Annotated in this window: 13 protein-coding genes and 20 tRNA genes; 8 read left to right on the forward strand and 25 right to left on the reverse strand. The window is 53.9% G+C overall.

Going from position 1 to position 15,183, the window contains the following annotated elements; all coding sequences use genetic code 11:
• Positions 1-436 precede the first annotated feature (436 nt).
• The 7 genes from ACR3ZL_RS10260 (at position 437) to ACR3ZL_RS10290 (ending at position 6,577) form a co-directional block, all read left to right on the forward strand.
• The gene (locus tag ACR3ZL_RS10260) at positions 437-718 is read left to right on the forward strand and encodes a hypothetical protein (RefSeq protein ID WP_473653231.1); all 282 of its coding nucleotides are present in this window, start codon (positions 437-439) and stop codon (positions 716-718) included.
• Positions 719-932: 214 nt separating this feature from the next.
• Positions 933-1,568, forward strand: a complete 636-nt coding sequence (locus ACR3ZL_RS10265) for a recombinase family protein (RefSeq protein WP_473653230.1) — start codon at positions 933-935, stop codon at positions 1,566-1,568.
• A 91-nt stretch (positions 1,569-1,659) separates the two neighbouring features.
• Complete coding sequence (locus tag ACR3ZL_RS10270) at positions 1,660-2,013, forward strand: hypothetical protein (RefSeq protein WP_473653229.1); 354 nt, start codon at positions 1,660-1,662, stop codon at positions 2,011-2,013.
• Positions 2,010-3,425: a hypothetical protein gene (locus ACR3ZL_RS10275; protein ID WP_473653228.1), complete on the forward strand. Its 1,416-nt coding sequence runs from the start codon at positions 2,010-2,012 to the stop codon at positions 3,423-3,425. The genes ACR3ZL_RS10270 and ACR3ZL_RS10275 overlap by 4 nt, the downstream gene beginning before the upstream one ends.
• Before the next feature lie 44 nt (positions 3,426-3,469).
• The gene (locus ACR3ZL_RS10280) at positions 3,470-4,003 is read left to right on the forward strand and encodes a hypothetical protein (protein WP_473653227.1); all 534 of its coding nucleotides are present in this window, start codon (positions 3,470-3,472) and stop codon (positions 4,001-4,003) included.
• A 53-nt stretch (positions 4,004-4,056) separates the two neighbouring features.
• A complete protein-coding gene (locus tag ACR3ZL_RS10285; protein WP_473653226.1) occupies positions 4,057-4,584 on the forward strand; it encodes a hypothetical protein in 528 nt (175 codons plus the stop codon).
• 256 nt (positions 4,585-4,840) lie between these two features.
• Positions 4,841-6,577: a recombinase family protein gene (locus ACR3ZL_RS10290; protein WP_473653225.1), complete on the forward strand. Its 1,737-nt coding sequence runs from the start codon at positions 4,841-4,843 to the stop codon at positions 6,575-6,577.
• Positions 6,578-6,923: 346 nt separating this feature from the next.
• Here ACR3ZL_RS10290 and ACR3ZL_RS10295 read toward each other — a convergent pair.
• From ACR3ZL_RS10295 to ACR3ZL_RS10400, 22 genes are all read right to left on the reverse strand, one after another.
• Positions 6,924-7,007 (reverse strand) — tRNA-Leu (locus ACR3ZL_RS10295).
• Between the two features lie 13 nt (positions 7,008-7,020).
• Positions 7,021-7,094: transfer RNA gene (locus ACR3ZL_RS10300), tRNA-Leu, on the reverse strand.
• 12 nt (positions 7,095-7,106) lie between these two features.
• Positions 7,107-7,178, reverse strand: a tRNA-Leu gene (locus ACR3ZL_RS10305).
• Positions 7,179-7,194: 16 nt separating this feature from the next.
• Positions 7,195-7,265, reverse strand: a tRNA-Ala gene (locus ACR3ZL_RS10310).
• A gap of 27 nt (positions 7,266-7,292) precedes the next feature.
• Positions 7,293-7,366: transfer RNA gene (locus tag ACR3ZL_RS10315), tRNA-Leu, on the reverse strand.
• A 64-nt stretch (positions 7,367-7,430) separates the two neighbouring features.
• Positions 7,431-7,700, reverse strand: coding sequence for a hypothetical protein (locus ACR3ZL_RS10320; RefSeq protein WP_473653224.1), 270 nt, complete (start codon positions 7,698-7,700; stop codon positions 7,431-7,433).
• Between the two features lie 50 nt (positions 7,701-7,750).
• Positions 7,751-7,822: transfer RNA gene (locus ACR3ZL_RS10325), tRNA-Val, on the reverse strand.
• Positions 7,823-7,828: 6 nt separating this feature from the next.
• Positions 7,829-7,899 (reverse strand) — tRNA-Trp (locus ACR3ZL_RS10330).
• A gap of 118 nt (positions 7,900-8,017) precedes the next feature.
• A tRNA-Ser gene (locus ACR3ZL_RS10335) sits at positions 8,018-8,101 on the reverse strand.
• A 21-nt stretch (positions 8,102-8,122) separates the two neighbouring features.
• A tRNA-Glu gene (locus tag ACR3ZL_RS10340) sits at positions 8,123-8,197 on the reverse strand.
• Between the two features lie 184 nt (positions 8,198-8,381).
• A tRNA-Asp gene (locus tag ACR3ZL_RS10345) sits at positions 8,382-8,454 on the reverse strand.
• A 92-nt stretch (positions 8,455-8,546) separates the two neighbouring features.
• Positions 8,547-8,620, reverse strand: a tRNA-Asn gene (locus ACR3ZL_RS10350).
• Positions 8,621-8,636: 16 nt separating this feature from the next.
• Positions 8,637-8,711: transfer RNA gene (locus ACR3ZL_RS10355), tRNA-Gln, on the reverse strand.
• A 104-nt stretch (positions 8,712-8,815) separates the two neighbouring features.
• Positions 8,816-8,887: transfer RNA gene (locus ACR3ZL_RS10360), tRNA-Gly, on the reverse strand.
• Between the two features lie 85 nt (positions 8,888-8,972).
• A tRNA-Gly gene (locus ACR3ZL_RS10365) sits at positions 8,973-9,043 on the reverse strand.
• Positions 9,044-9,095: 52 nt separating this feature from the next.
• A tRNA-Thr gene (locus ACR3ZL_RS10370) sits at positions 9,096-9,166 on the reverse strand.
• Positions 9,167-9,186: 20 nt separating this feature from the next.
• Positions 9,187-9,259: transfer RNA gene (locus tag ACR3ZL_RS10375), tRNA-Glu, on the reverse strand.
• 28 nt (positions 9,260-9,287) lie between these two features.
• Positions 9,288-9,360, reverse strand: a tRNA-Ile gene (locus ACR3ZL_RS10380).
• A 12-nt stretch (positions 9,361-9,372) separates the two neighbouring features.
• Positions 9,373-9,445, reverse strand: a tRNA-Lys gene (locus tag ACR3ZL_RS10385).
• 168 nt (positions 9,446-9,613) lie between these two features.
• Positions 9,614-9,686: transfer RNA gene (locus tag ACR3ZL_RS10390), tRNA-Pro, on the reverse strand.
• Positions 9,687-9,743: 57 nt separating this feature from the next.
• Positions 9,744-9,837 (reverse strand) — tRNA-Phe (locus tag ACR3ZL_RS10395).
• A 490-nt stretch (positions 9,838-10,327) separates the two neighbouring features.
• Entirely contained in the window at positions 10,328-10,576 is a 249-nt protein-coding gene (locus ACR3ZL_RS10400; RefSeq protein ID WP_473653223.1) for a hypothetical protein, read from the reverse strand.
• A gap of 306 nt (positions 10,577-10,882) precedes the next feature.
• Between ACR3ZL_RS10400 and ACR3ZL_RS10405 the strand changes: the two genes are divergently transcribed.
• Positions 10,883-11,668 carry a hypothetical protein gene (locus ACR3ZL_RS10405; RefSeq protein ID WP_473653222.1) on the forward strand — a complete coding sequence of 262 codons (786 nt, stop codon included), beginning with the start codon at positions 10,883-10,885 and terminating at the stop codon, positions 11,666-11,668.
• A gap of 483 nt (positions 11,669-12,151) precedes the next feature.
• On the opposite strand, the gene ACR3ZL_RS10410 is transcribed toward ACR3ZL_RS10405, so the two are convergent.
• From ACR3ZL_RS10410 to ACR3ZL_RS10420, 3 genes are all read right to left on the reverse strand, one after another.
• Positions 12,152-13,948 (reverse strand): hypothetical protein, encoded by a 1,797-nt coding sequence (locus ACR3ZL_RS10410; protein WP_473653221.1) that lies wholly within the window; start codon positions 13,946-13,948, stop codon positions 12,152-12,154.
• A 21-nt stretch (positions 13,949-13,969) separates the two neighbouring features.
• Complete coding sequence (locus ACR3ZL_RS10415) at positions 13,970-14,500, reverse strand: hypothetical protein (RefSeq protein ID WP_473653220.1); 531 nt, start codon at positions 14,498-14,500, stop codon at positions 13,970-13,972.
• A gap of 224 nt (positions 14,501-14,724) precedes the next feature.
• A complete protein-coding gene (locus ACR3ZL_RS10420) occupies positions 14,725-14,979 on the reverse strand; it encodes a lamin tail domain-containing protein (RefSeq protein ID WP_473653219.1) in 255 nt (84 codons plus the stop codon).
• Positions 14,980-15,183 lie beyond the last annotated feature (204 nt).

A 15,183-nucleotide genomic window follows, 5' to 3' on the forward strand; every position in this document is an offset into this window, starting at 1 on the left:
TACCCGCTACGCCAACCCATAGACGCTACCAACGCTAACGCACGCCATGTAATCGCTAGCAAGCCTACATCAACGACCTAGGAACCGGACTGAGATCGCTTCAACGACTTAGGCCCCGGACTTAGAAACTGGAATGCGAAACTGGACTGAGATCGCAAGGAAACATCAATACGTTGATCTCACTCGCACCCCCTCAACCCAGTCGCCCAACCGCAGCGGAAAACGGTGTAAGTGTAAAAAGCCGTTGTGTCGGTTTCGATCGATCGACAAGTACGCCAAAGCCCGTGATCGGTTGGGCGATAGCTCGCGATTGAGTTGTAACGCCCGAACTAAAAATGTGCTTTACAACTCCCTGCACCGGAGTGTAACGTGGTGTTTCGGTTGGTGAACATGTGTTTACAGACACCCGAAACAACCCGCCAACGGAGACAACACCATGGCAGCTCGAAGCACCACGAAGAAAGCGACCACTACCAACGCCAAAGCAACACCCGCAGCGGTCGACGCGATGGGGTGTCGGGTCGGTACGCAGTCGGCAGCGATTAACGCCAAGATCACAACCAAACCGAAGACGGTGCAAACCCTGGCCGCCGAAGCCAAGGTCACCGTGAGCCGATGCCGCAACCACTTGCGACACCTACTCGGCAAAGGGTTGATCGAGCAGACCGACGCAGGTTTCGCCAAAGCAATCGCCAAGCGTACCCGCAAAGCCGCCTGAGACGGCGTGTATCGCGAGATAGTAACCGAGCACGCCAAACGCACCCGCAGGGCGTTGCGAGCGATGACAACGCCAAACAACCAACCGACACCACGACACCAACGCCCCACCCTTAGCCCGGTGGGGCGTTTGTCGTTGATACCGAACCAAAACGCTACGCGATTAGCGTTTTCGACCGACCAACAACCAACAACCAAGAACAGGAACCGAGACGATGAGCAAGAAAACGCCTTCGACCAAACGAACCAAACACGTCGCCATCTACGTCCGAGTGTCGAGCAACCAACAAGAACACCGCTCGCAGTTACCCGACCTTGAACGCTGGGCCGATGACCAAACCGAGCCAGTGAAGTGGTACACGGATAAACAAAGCGGTAAGACGATGGACCGCCCAGGTTGGCTGAAGCTTGAAGCCGATATGCGATCGGGGAAGGTTTCCAAGGTTGTCGTTTGGCGACAGGATCGACTAGGGCGAACCGCTCGCGAGATGCTCGCACTTCGAGATGAGTTGATCGCTAGGAAAGTCGACTTGGTGATGGTGGTCGGTGGGATGATGGGGCTCGAAACACCAGAGGGGCGTCTTTGGTACACGATGCTCGCCGGTTTCGCTGAGTACGACAACGAGATCAGAAGTGAACGCATCCGAGCGGGGCAAGCAGTCGCGAAAGCGAAGGGGAAAAAGTGGGGAGGCGGCACCAAAGGCAAACGCACTGCGGTGACCCCCGATAAGGTCGAAATCATTAGGACCATGAAAGAGAGGGGCAAACCCATCGCAGCTATCGCCCGTGCCGTTGGTTTGTCGCGACCAACCGTCTACAGCGTTCTCAGAGAGTCCGAAGCGGAGGTGTAAACCAACCGACCGGTCCCAGCTCTTTACTTATCATCGAATTGTCCTAGTTTGCTTACCGGTTACACACGAGATGCACCGGAGAAAACGATCGATGGCGAAACACAAAAGAGCCGATATCAGCATACCCAAACAGTTTCGTCCCAAGTTCTGGGACGCGATCGACGGGCGTTCTGTAGTCGTTCGCGAGGTACGCCAACGCTACCAAGAGTTGATCGACGACACCGGGGCCGACAACACACAGAAACGGATGCTGTGCCAGCGTGCGGTGTTTATCGCCCTCCAGCTTGAAACCATGGAGTGCGATGCAGCGGAGGGTGATAAGTTCGACGCCAACACGTACACAGTGATGGCGAACACGCTCAAAGGTTATCTCAAAGACCTCGGCATTAACGCCAAGGCAGTCAAGACCGTTGATTTGAAAGCGTACGTGGGGAGTCGATCGTGAACATCATCGAAGCAATCAAAGATGAGAACCTCTTTCGCCCTTTCCTCGCGAGAGACGAGGACGACGATCTTTCAACGTGGCGTAGTTGGTTAGTGGCGTTGAGAGTTCTTTACGGCATACCGACCCGATGGGGGCGACGTAGCCGCAAGCTGATTGAGCAATGCACCGGGCGTGACCCAGACAAGCTACCCGCCAACGGTTTCGACACCGCTCTGTTCTTAACGGGTCGACGTAGCGGCAAGAGTCGAATCGCTGCGGTGATCGCAGCCTATGAAGCCACGCTGGCCGGTCGGGAAGAGAACTTGGCTAAAGGTGAAATCGGTGTTCTTCCAATCGTATCCCCAGCCAAGCACCAAAGCCGCTATGTCTACAAGTATCTGAAAGGCGTTTTCGAAGCGGACCTTCTAAAGAACATGGTCGCAAGGGAAACGCAGAACTCGATCGAGCTAACGAACGACGCAATCATTGAAACCCTTGCTTGCGACTATCGAACCGTCCGCGGTGCCAGTTGCTTGTCGGTGATCCTCGATGAGGTAGCGTTCCATCAATACGAAGCCGACTCCAAGGTGAAGTCAGACAGCGAACTCATCGCAGCCCTGGAACCATCATTGGCGACAACGGGCGGAAAGCTAATCGGCATCTCATCACCATACACTCGGGCCGGTTGGTGTTACGAAACCCACGAAGCAAACTACGGGAACGACAGCGGGGACGTACTCGTTTGGCGAGCACCGACGCGGACGATGAACCCGAACGTGTCGCAAGAGTACATCGATAAGAAGATGGAAGCGGACTACGAGAAAGCCCGTAGCGAGTTCTACGCGGAGTGGCGTGACCCGATCAGTCGGTTTGTCGGTCGTGACCTCGTTGAAGGTTTGGTCGTTAAAGGGCGATCACAAATCCAATGGGCATCTGACGCCCGATACTATGCGTTCGCTGACGTGAGCGGTGGCCGCTCAGACTCATCGACGCTTTCGATATGCCACCGACAAGATGGCAAGGTTGTCGTCGATGTTGCGTTGGAGTGGCCCGCACCGCACAACCCCTATCTGATCATCACTCAGATGGCCGAAGAGTTAAGACGCTACCAACTGAAAAGAGTGATGGGCGACCGCTACTCAGCGAACTTCGTAACCGATGCGTTTAAGGCCCACGGCATCCGATACACCAACTCGGACCTGACCGCGTCGGAACTTTACTTGGAACTCCTGCCGCGTCTTACCGGCAACGGTATCGAGCTGCTCGATAATGAAGTTCTTGTAAACCAGCTCTCGATGCTCGAACGCAAAACCGGTGGAGGTGGTCGCGACAAAGTCGACCACCCAAACGGCCAGCACGACGACCTGAGCAACGCGGTAGCTGGTGCCTCCTACCTTGCCGCGAATCAGAAACGCCTCATCGGTGCTCTGTAACCCAAACCCTGAACCCTGACCCTGTTAACCAAGGAACCCAAACGATGACGACCCAACAAGCACTGGCCCCTTTCCAGTACGTAGATGAATTCGACCGGCGACACGGAATTGATGACGCGGTGATGAATGAGACAGGCAACTACCTGTTTTTCCCGAACGGTGCGTATCGAGAAGTCTACATGGTTGGAAGCGGTATCTCTCCAACCTGCCACGAGCCGCCGACAGTTGACCAGTACCGGCACGCCCACCCGTTTACCGAACCAGAGCGGCGATGTGCCTTGGAGCTTGCCCGGCGTTTGGTTGCGTACTACCGGGCACGGCACCAGCACAGCCAACGACGGTTCCAAGAACTCAAGAGCCTGATGTCATCGGGCGACTACACCGACGAGCAATTCGCAGAGTTGAAGAAGCTGCAACTTGCCGTCTACGCCTCGATGAGGCAATTAGAAGAGTCCAAGGAAGAACAATTTCGACTCGACCCGCAGTTGCAAGGGATGGAGGCACATAGCCGCGTCCAGGCCGATCGAGCACAGCGACGAGTTAAGCAGCTCGAAGCCCTGAACGAAATCAATATCTAACCGAAGCAACTTACCAAGCGAGACCAACCCCTAACTGATTAAGAGAAGAAACGATGACACGTAAAGCGACATTCCAAGAAGGCGACACGCTGGGGACCGTAGAGGGCTCCATGTTAGCAGTTGGTCGATACTTGAGACGAGAACGGCCGGCAGCGATTAGCACTCACCCCGTTCTGGTCGCCAACGATGACACGCTGGTCATGAACGGGATCAGCGACACGGTAAAGGTGACGACTTACGAGCCTGTGCAAAACGAGTCGGCGACACCGTTGGGACTACCGACGATGAATTGGGGCAACGATGAGTTGCAGTATACCGACCCAATTCAGCAAACGCTCGAACCAAGGCGAAACACTGACAAACCGAAGCCGCTCCAACCGCTGTACGTCGGAAACCGATCGACTGAGCCGGGGGCACCGTTGGGGTTGCCGGTAATGAATTGGGACGAGCCGCCTGAGACGTCGGCAAACGCCCCCAACGCTACCAAGTCGACAAACGACCCGAAGCCGACCGACAACGCGGGACAGGGGCGACACAGCGACCCAGAGCAACCGCTCGGCCTGCCGAATATGTGGGAGTAGGAGACTGCGTCTGCTGGCTTGCGGTGGGTTAGTTGTCGACGGGGTTTTTGGGTGTTTCGTGCCCGTCGATTGCTATGAGGGCTACGAGACCTCGACCCGCCGCAGCCAGTTTTCGTTTGAACGTCCACAATACGACACAGTGGGCGGCACCGTTTGGCTTAATTACCCAGACGGGATTCGTTTATCCTTCGACCGGATGAATCAGCCGCTCACCTTTTAATTCAATTTGTTACGGTCGATGAAAGGTCGAATAACGATGGCGAAGAAGAATGCGAAACGCTCGAAGCTCATGCCAGCGGTTGCGTATTATCGAAGGTCCACGAAGAAGCAAGAGGCGAGTATCGGAGACCAACGCACGGAAGTTGAAGCCTACGCGAAAGCAAACGGGTATGAGATCATTCGCGAGTATGTCGATGATGGTATCAGTGGCGACGACATCAAAAAGCGAGTGGCGTTCAAAGAAATGAGCGAGGATGCGGATAGCGGTGATTTTAAGGTCGTGTTGTGCTGGAAGCAGGATCGCTTCGGAAGGGCCGATTCAATGACCACCGACTACTTGTGCTACCCATTTCGCGAAGCGGGCGTTCAGCTTGTTACCTTGGACAAGGGTGTCATCGACTGGGAGGACGTTGGGGGGCGTATCGTTTTCGGTGTGGAGCAAGAGGGTAAGCATCAGTTCGTGGTCGATTTAAGCGGCAACGTATTGCGTGGTCAACGCGAAGCTGCCAAGCGGGGTAGTTGGGTGGGGTCGCCACCATACGGCTACGATATAGTCGGCCGCTCGAAAGAGAAGCGGCTTGTTCTTGGCGACCCCAGCAAGGTTGAAGTCGTGCAGCGTGTCTTTCGCGAGTACGTTGATGATGGTCGATCGCTATCGAGCATTGCACTGGGTTTGACCAACGATGGGATACTTACCAGCACCGGCTTAGCGTCTTGGCGTTTCGATAGTGTGAAACACTTACTCGGCAATTCCGCCTACGTTGGCAGGTTCATTTACAACCGATCAAGCAATTCGAAATATCACTCATTGCGGGGCGGTGAAATAACCAAGGGTGGACGCAGGGGCGTGAACCCCGAATCGGATTGGATCGTGATGGAAAATAACCACGAAGCGATCATCGACAAGAAGACGTTCAAGAAAGCTGCTGCAATACTCGCCAAGGGCAAACAGGGACGCAGCCCACACCAACACGATGAGAACCCATATCTGTTCACTGGCGTATTGCGTTGTGGTAAGTGTGGGCACACGCTGCACGGTAAGAACGACAAGGGCCGACGCACCTACAACTGCAGCCACCAAACGAAGACCCGCCAACAGACGGGCACGCCCGCCTGTAATGGTACGAACATCACGGAAACCAAAGTGATTGAAACGCTGGTCGCTTACATTGAGCGGGAGGTGTTAGGACCTGATGGTGATGATTTGTGGAGCTTGGCGAAGAAACGGAAACTGAAATCGAGCGACGTACCAGAAGCGTTTGCGTCACTCAAGCAAATGATGTTTGGTAGCACTAGGAGCAAAGCGAAGCCCGCGAACACAGAAAAGAAGATCGCCAAGCTAAACGCTCAAATCACCAAAGCCGAAGGCAACCTAGCATTGCTCGACCCTGAGTTTATCCCCAAGGTCCAAACACAGATTCACGAGTGGCGAGAACTACGCGATGAGCTGAAACGAGAGCAGTCGGTGCAACCAACCGAACAGGATATCAATGACACCGTTTTAGACGTGCTGCGTAAGGTGGTTCGTTTGGGAGCACTGGGATCAGAATCCGACCCCAAGGATATCCGCGTTGTAATGCGTGAGGTCGAGTCGATCACTATTCACACCACCATTAAAGGAACGGGAGGTGGTTGTCGGCATCGGTTTAAGCGGGGCGACATTGCGTTTTCGCGAGCGGTAGGCGTCACGAGTAAGTCGAACCCTCATCACCCGAAGGTGGCACGCGTTAGCAGTGCGGCCCGGCAAACCGTATCCGGGTGCCTTCCAAGTTAGTCTTCAGCCGGTAGTCTTTAGTCTCTAGGAAGTCACTATGGACTTCAGGCTATTGACTATGGACTGCCACGAGAGGTCCGTCCGGGAATTGAACCCGGTCTTCGTCCATACCACAGACGCGTGCTGCCGCAACACTTACAGACCTTCTTGCATCAGTGGTCGGAAGTAGCGGTGCGGGGGTCGCACCCGGCGTGCCTGGCATATGAAACCTGGCTGGGCACTGGCCCATCCGCGTTGTTGTCGTTTTGAAGTAGCGGGTTCGGGGGTCGCACCCGACGGTCCAGGCTTATGAGGCCCGGATGAGCCTGGCTCACCCGCATCGTTGTTTCACCTTTGAAAGTGAAAGTAGCCAAGGCGAGAGTTGAACTCGCACGCCAATGCTGGCACGACATTCTGAGTGTCGCGTGTCTACCGGTTCCACCACTTGGCTGATTGAATCGAAGTACTGCGGGAGGGAGTCGAACCCTCAAACACGAACGTTTGAAATTCGCCGCTTTGCCGGTTTGCGTACCACAGCATGTTGAGTCAGTACTGAGGGCGGGAGTCGAACCCGCAAGCACTTGTTCCTAAGACAAGCGGCTCGCCGTTGGCCTACCTCAGCGTTTCTCGAAAAAGAGTGGAGCACCGGGGAATCGAACCCCGATTTTCTGCATGCAAAACAGACGTCTTCCCGTTGGACGAGCGCCCCATGTTATTCTTTGTTGAATTTGAAAAGTGCCCAGAGCAGGAGTCGAACCTGCAAACACTCGGGTTTAAGTCGAGCCGCTCGGCCGGTTGGCGTATATAGGCGTTAGTCGTAGGTGTCGTTGGGAAGGACACGACCGACCGCGTCCTTCCCTTGGCTGCCAACGTGTTACGCATACAGACGCGGCGTACTGTCGCCGGTCGACTTGCGATGGTTCTTGATTGCCTTGTGCGAATCAGGGAGCTGGTCGCCTTCGACGATCACGTCACCGACGCACTCGACCACCCAGCCATCGACCCAACCGACGTTGTCGTCTTTCAACCTCAGCACGCGGCCGACCTTCGCAAACTCTTGCGGGATGTACGATGTCGTTCGCACTGATCCGCCGGCGATGCTGCGTCTCATCGCACATTGCACGTACTTCACATTTCTGGACATCGTCGTTCTCCTTGGTTAATCGCGGGCCAGCGTCACCGTGACGCCGGCAGTAGTCCCGGATGGAATCGAACCATCGTTTCCTGCGTGTAAAACAGGTGTCGTCGCCGTTGGACCACAGGACCGAGGAGCACGTCCCCAAGGATTTGAACCCTGACTAACTGGTTTGGAATCAGCAGTGCTACCGTTACACCAGAGACGTGTGTGTTTGCAAAAGTGGGAACGCAAGGAATCGCACCTCTCGCCGACTACCACACAATTAAAGGCAGAAGGGTTACAACCTCCCGTGTGGAAACGCTCCCATGCATCAATTGAACAAGCGGAAGCCGTGGGACTCGAACCCACAACGGTAATTAGCCGCAGCTGTTTTCAAGACAGTGTCCTCATCCGGCCGGGTGACTTCCGTATTGCGTTATCAAACGCAGTGACGTGAGCGGGAATCGAACCCGCGGACTCCTGGATGAAAACCAGACGATTCTGCCATCAGAATCTACCACGCCGAAAAGTAGGTATTAGCAATTAGGCATTAGGAGTTAGCTTTCAAAGCAATCGTCGCGGATCTTTCCTAATGCCTAAAACCTGATACCTAAAACCTATTTCAGTACCGCATAGGAGTTTCGATCTCCTTCCTGCTGCCTGAGAAGCAGCCGACCTAGCCAGTAGTCGAATGCGGCGAATTAAATGCGATGGCAACGGGAGTCGAACCCGCAGCGACTCGATAGACAATCAAGCTTCCTTCCCAGAGGAAATTGCCACCGAAAATGTTCGCGTCAGGTGACCGATCGGAATTGAACCGACATGGACTTCGTTCACAGCGAAGTTCCTGAAACCAATACAGGACGGCCACAGCTCCATAGGCTGGAATTGAACCAGCGGCAAACTGATTAACAGTCAGTCCGAGCCACCAACGGCTCCCCCATGGATTATGAATTCAAACAGCACCGGAGATTGGAATCGAACCAATGAACTCCTGATTCAGAGTCAGGTGCAGCGACCAGCAACTGCTACTCCGGCGTACATAAACTTGCAAAGCACTCCGTCCGGGAATTGAACCCGACCTGCGAGCTTCAAAGGCTCACGTCGCGACTACGCGCCGGAGAGAGTTTTCGCAATCGTAGAGTGTCCTGCGGGAATCGAACCCGCCTATCTGAGTTGGAAGCCCAGCACCTTTGCCGCTCGGCCAAGGACACGATAATAATTTTGAAGTCGGAAGGATGAAGTGTGAAACGAAGCGAGCTATTTCACACTTCTCGCTTCATCCTTCCGACTTTTGCAAATGCCCAGTGGGAGTCGAACCCACACTTCCGCCATGGCAAGGCAGCAGGCTACCGCTACATCATGGGCGCAAAATGCATCACTACCAAATTGTCAAAGATCAATTACGCCGAAGCGTTCAAGAGCACCGAGCCGGAATCGAACCCGCATCACCTCGTTACGACGGAGGAGTCTTGCCGTTAGACCATCAGTGCCTGTTTCAAAATGTCTCAAGTGGGATCGGTGAGAATCGAACTCACATCGCTCGGATTGAGAGTCCGATGCATTACCTTGTCTGCCACAATCCCATGTGTTGTCGTCGTTGCTTCGTTTCAGTCGGCGTGGCGGGAATTGAACCCGCGACCGTCGCCTTATAAGGACGCCGCTCTTACCCCTGAGCTACACGCCGATGCGTAGCCAATGGGGCCGAAGGGAGTTGAACCCTCACCGAACGGATTAAAAGTCCGTCATGCTGCCAGTTACACCACAGCCCCGATGTTCAGTCGCGGCTATGCGTTTCAAACGCAGTTCAGGAAGCATGTTGTTTTCTCCTTCGTGTTTTAGTCGTAAGTGGTAGCCCCGAGGATCGAACTCAGCGCGACCCGCGTATCAGGCGGATTTGGGCGACCAGCCCTCGACTACCATGTTGTCGTTTCAAAAAGTCGGACACCTCGGAGTCGAACCGAGAGCCTTCCGCTCCCAAAGCGGACGTGCTTCCATCTGCACCTGTATCCGATGTTGTTTGTCGTGTTCGCCGCGGATAGTTCCGTCGGCGCATATCTTCCCTGTCAGTGGGCCGGGAGGCGCTCGAATCCTCGTCTGCGGTTCTTCAGACCGCCGCCCGCGTCAGCCAATAGGGCAAGCCCGGCGTCTCAGCTACCAGCCCAAATTGGGTTCGTTGTTGGGGTGCCCGTTCGATGCGGACACGAAAAAAGGCTCGATGTCTGCGTGACACCGAGCCTTCATGAAGAAGTCGTTCGCTAATGAAAGCGAGTGTCACATCAGACGCGGATACGCCGGGGCATTATCTGTATTCAACGGGCTGTCACTATGGACAGGGGCGCCGAAGAGAATGCCTTCGTGTATCTGTTCGAGTCGACTGGATTGGGTTCTTGATAACATCAGAAAGCTCGTTACTCGCTCGTCTGTGATTGTGACTTGTGTGTTCTGAAAGATAGACTCTTACACGGCCAGATGGTTCGCGTTAAAACGGTTGACTTTTTCGAGGGCGTTGTTGGCGTTCGATACGCCACACAAACATAGAATAGTGCTGAAGCAACAAAGTACTCGTTTCAAGACAAACTTTTAGCGATTGCGTTTTACTAAGCCCGTCTTCTGAACCAACTGCGTATGCAGTCGTCTACACGCAGCACGAATCAGCGACGCCGTGCACCGGCACGCTTCAATCCCTTGGCGACAAAGTCAAAGGCGTCAGCCGTTTTGTAGTCTTCGAGAACATCGAAGAAACAAGCGAGAACTCGCTTGGTTTCGGCGACGTTGATTTGCAAACCATCCGTGTCAGCCTTGCGGGCAACTTCGTTGTAGATGTCGTTAAGTGTTGAAGCCTTCTTCTTAGTGGCGGTTTTCTTGGTGACTGCTTTCTTAACTGCTTTTTTCTTAGCCATGACTAGGTCTTTTCGTTTAAGAGATGAGTAAATGAAGTTCTGCACGCGGTTTTAACTGGAAACAGGCCCGAAGAGAATACTGCTCCCTAACGTGCATGCGAAACCTTGGGGCCCATATTAGTTCGTCTGTCAGGCAAATAGAGCGGAGCTTCGGCCTTGATTTATGTGCGAGACCTTGCAGGTAGTGCTTGGTATGACCGGTTCAGTCGCCTAGCTGGCGAATGTAATATCGGAGGTGCGTTGCACTGAACGTGTTCCTCAAACTTGGTTACCAAAGGTTGTGCAGAGAGTTTTATGTCAAGACCCATGAAGCTGCAGTCGTTTCCCTTGAATCTCGAAGAAACGATTAACAAATGGTTGGTGTTCTATGCCGACCCGATTCCCAGTAAGCGTGTCCTCGCATGCCGGAAAATATCGAAAGAGGCGAGAGAGATATTGGGAAAGACGCCTCGTGCGAATGCTACGCGCGACAAGCAAAAGACTTTTAGACAGCGAAGAAAAGAAGTTGTTGACGCTTTGGCTAGGATAGTTAGCCCTTACGACGCTCCACGTCTGTTAGCGTTCGATGGCTTAGAGGAAGCCGTGTTTGAAGTTGCACTTCCGGCTCTAAATTCGACAACCCATCAGGGCGGGAAGTCTGCCGGGATTTCTCTTTCACACTTACTGGCGCTGACTCGACTAAAGTCGGGACGCGTGTCGGTTATTAGAGATTCTGTCAAGTATCGCTGGTCGGTTAAAACGCTCCGCCAGGAAATTCACGATCGCAACGAGGCAAGATCTGCGGCGAAAACTGAGCCACGTGCAGCTCGCCCGCTTACGAGAATCAATTCGGTTGATCAGAAAGCCAAAGCCCTGCAACGATGCCTGAAGGGTATCGAGGATGTTGTCAATTCGACCACTGTTGAACGTATTAAACCACGCGACACCGGGGGTGCCATAGAGCGTTTCGCCAAAGCCTTGGCCGAGTTGCGAGAGATCCAGAGTCAAATCGACAAAACGATACCCATGCTAGAGGATGCGAACAAGGCTCTATTAAAGAAGGTCAAGGCTATGCAAAAGCAAGTCGATTACTCGCATCACGTGCACGTCTAGCGACCTGCCTCGCCAGACCGCCTCGGCACAAAGTAGTTATGCCCTAAATCGGATCGGCGGTCGTAGGGCAGGCCGGCGGAAATTATCTAATTCGTGCATGCACAATTGCCTTAGTGCTGAAGCAGGCAGATACCGATGCGGTATTTCAAGACTTTTGGTCCGAATTCAGTATTGACCAAATACAGCGACTGCCGGCGATAGAGCTACGCCTTGGAATTTGCACCAAAGAAGTTTGGCATCTCAAGAAGTCTGAAGGAGCGAACTGTTACTGGAATTGTCCACTGTCAACTTTTGTGGGCAATTCCATACATTAGGGGACGGGCAGCGGACTTCGATTTTGCAAGCGAATTCACTGAGATGTCCCCTGCAAAACAAACTCTTGGCTTGCTCGCCCACCCACACTGGGCAAACGTGCGGAAGCAACGCACCAGTAGAATGATGGATTTTTTTACTAACGGGGCGTGATAGCGTTGTTCTGGCGTGTCAGTCGAGTGCGATTAGGATGTCGCCTTCGCCACGTTTGTCGATGTAGTCGATGAGTTGGCGCAACGCAGCCAGCAAACGGTTGGCTCGCTCCGGACTCAGGTAGTTGCCCGCGTAGCCGTAGCGTCGCGTTCGATTCTTTCGCTCGGTTAGCTTTTCAATTGCCACACTGAAGAGTTCCTTTGCTCGCATCGAAACCGGCGATTTTGGGTCCAGGAATGTGGGGTCGTACATCCGGTATCGCAGAGCGTAGACGATCGCAAGCCCACTGTGCTCGAACAACCAAGCCAATTTGTCGTTCTCAACTTCGGCTTGGAACACACGAAGACATTCCTCCACCAATTGTTCAGCGGCTTCGAAGGGGAGTTTGCTCATGGCCTCTTGCCGTTGGCTGAGTAGGAAACCGATCGCCATCATCTGGTAGCTTAGCAAACGCCCAAGGTTGCTGGTTGGAATGGCACCGAGCAGTTGCAGCACGAACCTTGACGCGGTGACGGCATCACGAATGCAGTGACCAGCAATGATACAAGTTGTTTCGTCGATTTGAGGTGATTTTCCAATCTCGTTTTGCAACCATACATCCAGTCCGCTGCAATTTGCGGACATGAACGCAAGAACCCGTGCTGCTTCGTCGCGAGTTTTCTGCTTGGTCGCAGATGATGGCATCGAAACGTATTCGAAGAGAATCCGAGTCAAGTCATCGACGATCGTTTGGTCTCGTCCAGGCGGGACGTTTCCGTTAGAACTGACGGCAGATTCCCCTTTGACGATGCGAGACAGGCTGATCAATCGGTCAAGCATGAAGGGATTCGCGTTCAGATCGGCAACGGTCTTAAATGACGATCGAAAGTGCTGAGCCTTGGTTTGGAATGGTCCCCAGCGATCAAGGCTGGCCGGTCGAGGTCGAAGGTTGGGATACGCTCTTGGGCGACTATTTGCATAGTCTGCTTTGCTGATCGGTTGATTGGCACTGTCCAGCAAGGGAGTCATTCGATTCCAATTCGCCAGAATACTTTGTGAAGGCACGTTGCTGAGTTCTTCCGTAACCAATCGCAGTTGAGCGTTCCCTTGGGCCGGCGTGGCGGATACATGAAGCTCGGCCGCGAGATCGAGTTCGACCGTTCGGTCCAGCTTCACCTGAAGTTCGCGAACTCCGGGGTAATCTTCGTGCGCAACCACCAACTTGATGCTCAATGCGTGTCTCCCTACGGCAAAATCGTCAATGGGACTTGGTAGCTTCCACTCCTGCCCACCGGGAACGAATTGATCAGACTCACCGAGGAGGCTCATCCATTCAAATTCGTTGTTCCGATTGACGAACAACTCGAGATCGGGCAGCGTGTCCAGGTAACTTGTTCGGCCTTCTCGACGGTCGAGTGCGAAAATCGATGCTCCGGCGGCAAGGTAATCTTCGCCAAGGCTCCCCGAAGCGACCGTCGGCGGGCAAAATTGCCGGAAGTGGTGTTGAACTTCTTTGTTGACCAACGGTCCGGCCGAAACGTGATTTGCAAAGTCCCCCACGAAAACGATGGAAGCGGGGTTTATGATCGTAGACAAGTGATTCGCAAGCCAAACATCGATCTCTCCTGTCGTTGACTGTTCGATATTCCACTGGGCCACTTGCTCCAAGACATTCGACCGCGAGCTTCGCGACTTGAAGACTGTACTGTCGATCTTTGATGCGAAGAGTTCTCGCCAGGTGTCCTGGTAGTTTTCACCGTGGCAGCCCGCAGCTTCCGACCAGCCAAATCCTGCGATCGTCTGGTCGCTAGACGTTGGTCTTGTTCGGGCGGGCATCCAGCGTACCCCGTGTTCGTCTTACAGACGGACCAGATGTATTGTTGAACATCGGATCTGGCCCCAGTCGCAATGGACGATGGGCAAGGTGAATTGGTTCTCAGACTCGTTGTCGCTCACTGGCAGATGATGATGGTTCTGACGCAGCCAGTTCAAACCAGCGGCGACAGGAAGCCAGAGCAGGGATGCGTTGATACTCGCGTCGCTGCACGCATCGAGCAACCGTTGTTGTTCACGCTGGCGAAAATCGTTTGGAATGACGATTGCCGCTGGGGAGCTGGCTGTATGAAGTTTCGTCAGTTGAGATGCACCATTCGCGATTGCGTCCAGCGAACCTAGCTCTCGTTCGTCGGCATCGATTAGCCACGGCCAATAGAGGTCTGTGAGAAATCGGTCGTCGAATTCGTACTCACCACCACGCGTTTGCAGGACATTGAACTGCTGATCCAAATCGCGAGCAAGTTGCCGCAGTTCGGCTTCCTGATGCTCCAGTGCACCTCCGTGATCAAGTGTCTCCCAGCGTTCAAACACCAATCGCGTATACTCTCGCATTTGACTCGTCGCAAGGGTGAACGATTCGGGCAGTTCCGCGGCGTGGGCGGCAAACCGCTGATGGGCGATTTCCAAAAAGATGGAACGTCGTCCTTGGTTGCGAGGACGTGTCGCAATGCGGAAGCAAGGTTAGCTTCTACTGACATTTCGTGTGCAGTTCCTCCGACGAAACCGCGTGATCCTTGCCAGACGCAAAGACGACCAAAGACTCACCCGATTCCAGATCAACGGCGGGGAACGTCCACTTCCACCAAGTTGTCTGCTTTGTCGGTCAAGCCCCAACCGTCCAGGCTGACAGTTCCGCTGGTTGGATTATAGACTTCGATCCAGTCGCTCGAGTCTCCGTCAATGTCTTCGAGTCCGCCAGAATTCGATGCGAGAAACTCGGAGATGATCGGCGTTGCTGCCATCACTCGCCGGGTTTCCAATGACTCAGAAAGCAATTTTCGACGACGAAATCGGGTGGAAGATCTGATCATTGATTCACTAAAGCGGCGAGTCGGTTTAGGATTGGAAAAGAAGTCTCATTTGCCGAGATCGCATAGAGCGTTCACAAACGGAAGCGTCTGAGGCAAATGCCTCATTAGCCATTACCCCTATCGCTTCCTTAGGCTGTGGAAGACTGGCTTACTTGACGGCCAGGCTTTCTCGCATCGTGCTTCTCAGAAAATGTTAGTTGGGCA

It is taken from the genome of Rhodopirellula sp. J20-39, assembly GCF_057365095.1.

Bases quoted from the DNA above. Each gene is read 5' to 3' on its own strand.
- ACR3ZL_RS10260 (WP_473653231.1), top strand. From the start codon at position 437: ATGGCAGCTCGAAGCACCACGAAGAAAGCGACCACTACCAACGCCAAA.
- ACR3ZL_RS10410 (WP_473653221.1), bottom strand. From the start codon at position 13,948: ATGCCCGCCCGAACAAGACCAACGTCTAGCGACCAGACGATCGCAGGA.
- ACR3ZL_RS10290 (WP_473653225.1), top strand. From the start codon at position 4,841: ATGGCGAAGAAGAATGCGAAACGCTCGAAGCTCATGCCAGCGGTTGCG.
- ACR3ZL_RS10420 (WP_473653219.1), bottom strand. From the start codon at position 14,979: ATGATCAGATCTTCCACCCGATTTCGTCGTCGAAAATTGCTTTCTGAG.
- ACR3ZL_RS10265 (WP_473653230.1), top strand. From the start codon at position 933: ATGAGCAAGAAAACGCCTTCGACCAAACGAACCAAACACGTCGCCATC.
- ACR3ZL_RS10400 (WP_473653223.1), bottom strand. From the start codon at position 10,576: ATGGCTAAGAAAAAAGCAGTTAAGAAAGCAGTCACCAAGAAAACCGCC.
- ACR3ZL_RS10285 (WP_473653226.1), top strand. From the start codon at position 4,057: ATGACACGTAAAGCGACATTCCAAGAAGGCGACACGCTGGGGACCGTA.
- ACR3ZL_RS10415 (WP_473653220.1), bottom strand. From the start codon at position 14,500: ATGCGAGAGTATACGCGATTGGTGTTTGAACGCTGGGAGACACTTGAT.
- ACR3ZL_RS10280 (WP_473653227.1), top strand. From the start codon at position 3,470: ATGACGACCCAACAAGCACTGGCCCCTTTCCAGTACGTAGATGAATTC.
- ACR3ZL_RS10270 (WP_473653229.1), top strand. From the start codon at position 1,660: ATGGCGAAACACAAAAGAGCCGATATCAGCATACCCAAACAGTTTCGT.
- ACR3ZL_RS10405 (WP_473653222.1), top strand. From the start codon at position 10,883: ATGAAGCTGCAGTCGTTTCCCTTGAATCTCGAAGAAACGATTAACAAA.
- ACR3ZL_RS10320 (WP_473653224.1), bottom strand. From the start codon at position 7,700: ATGTCCAGAAATGTGAAGTACGTGCAATGTGCGATGAGACGCAGCATC.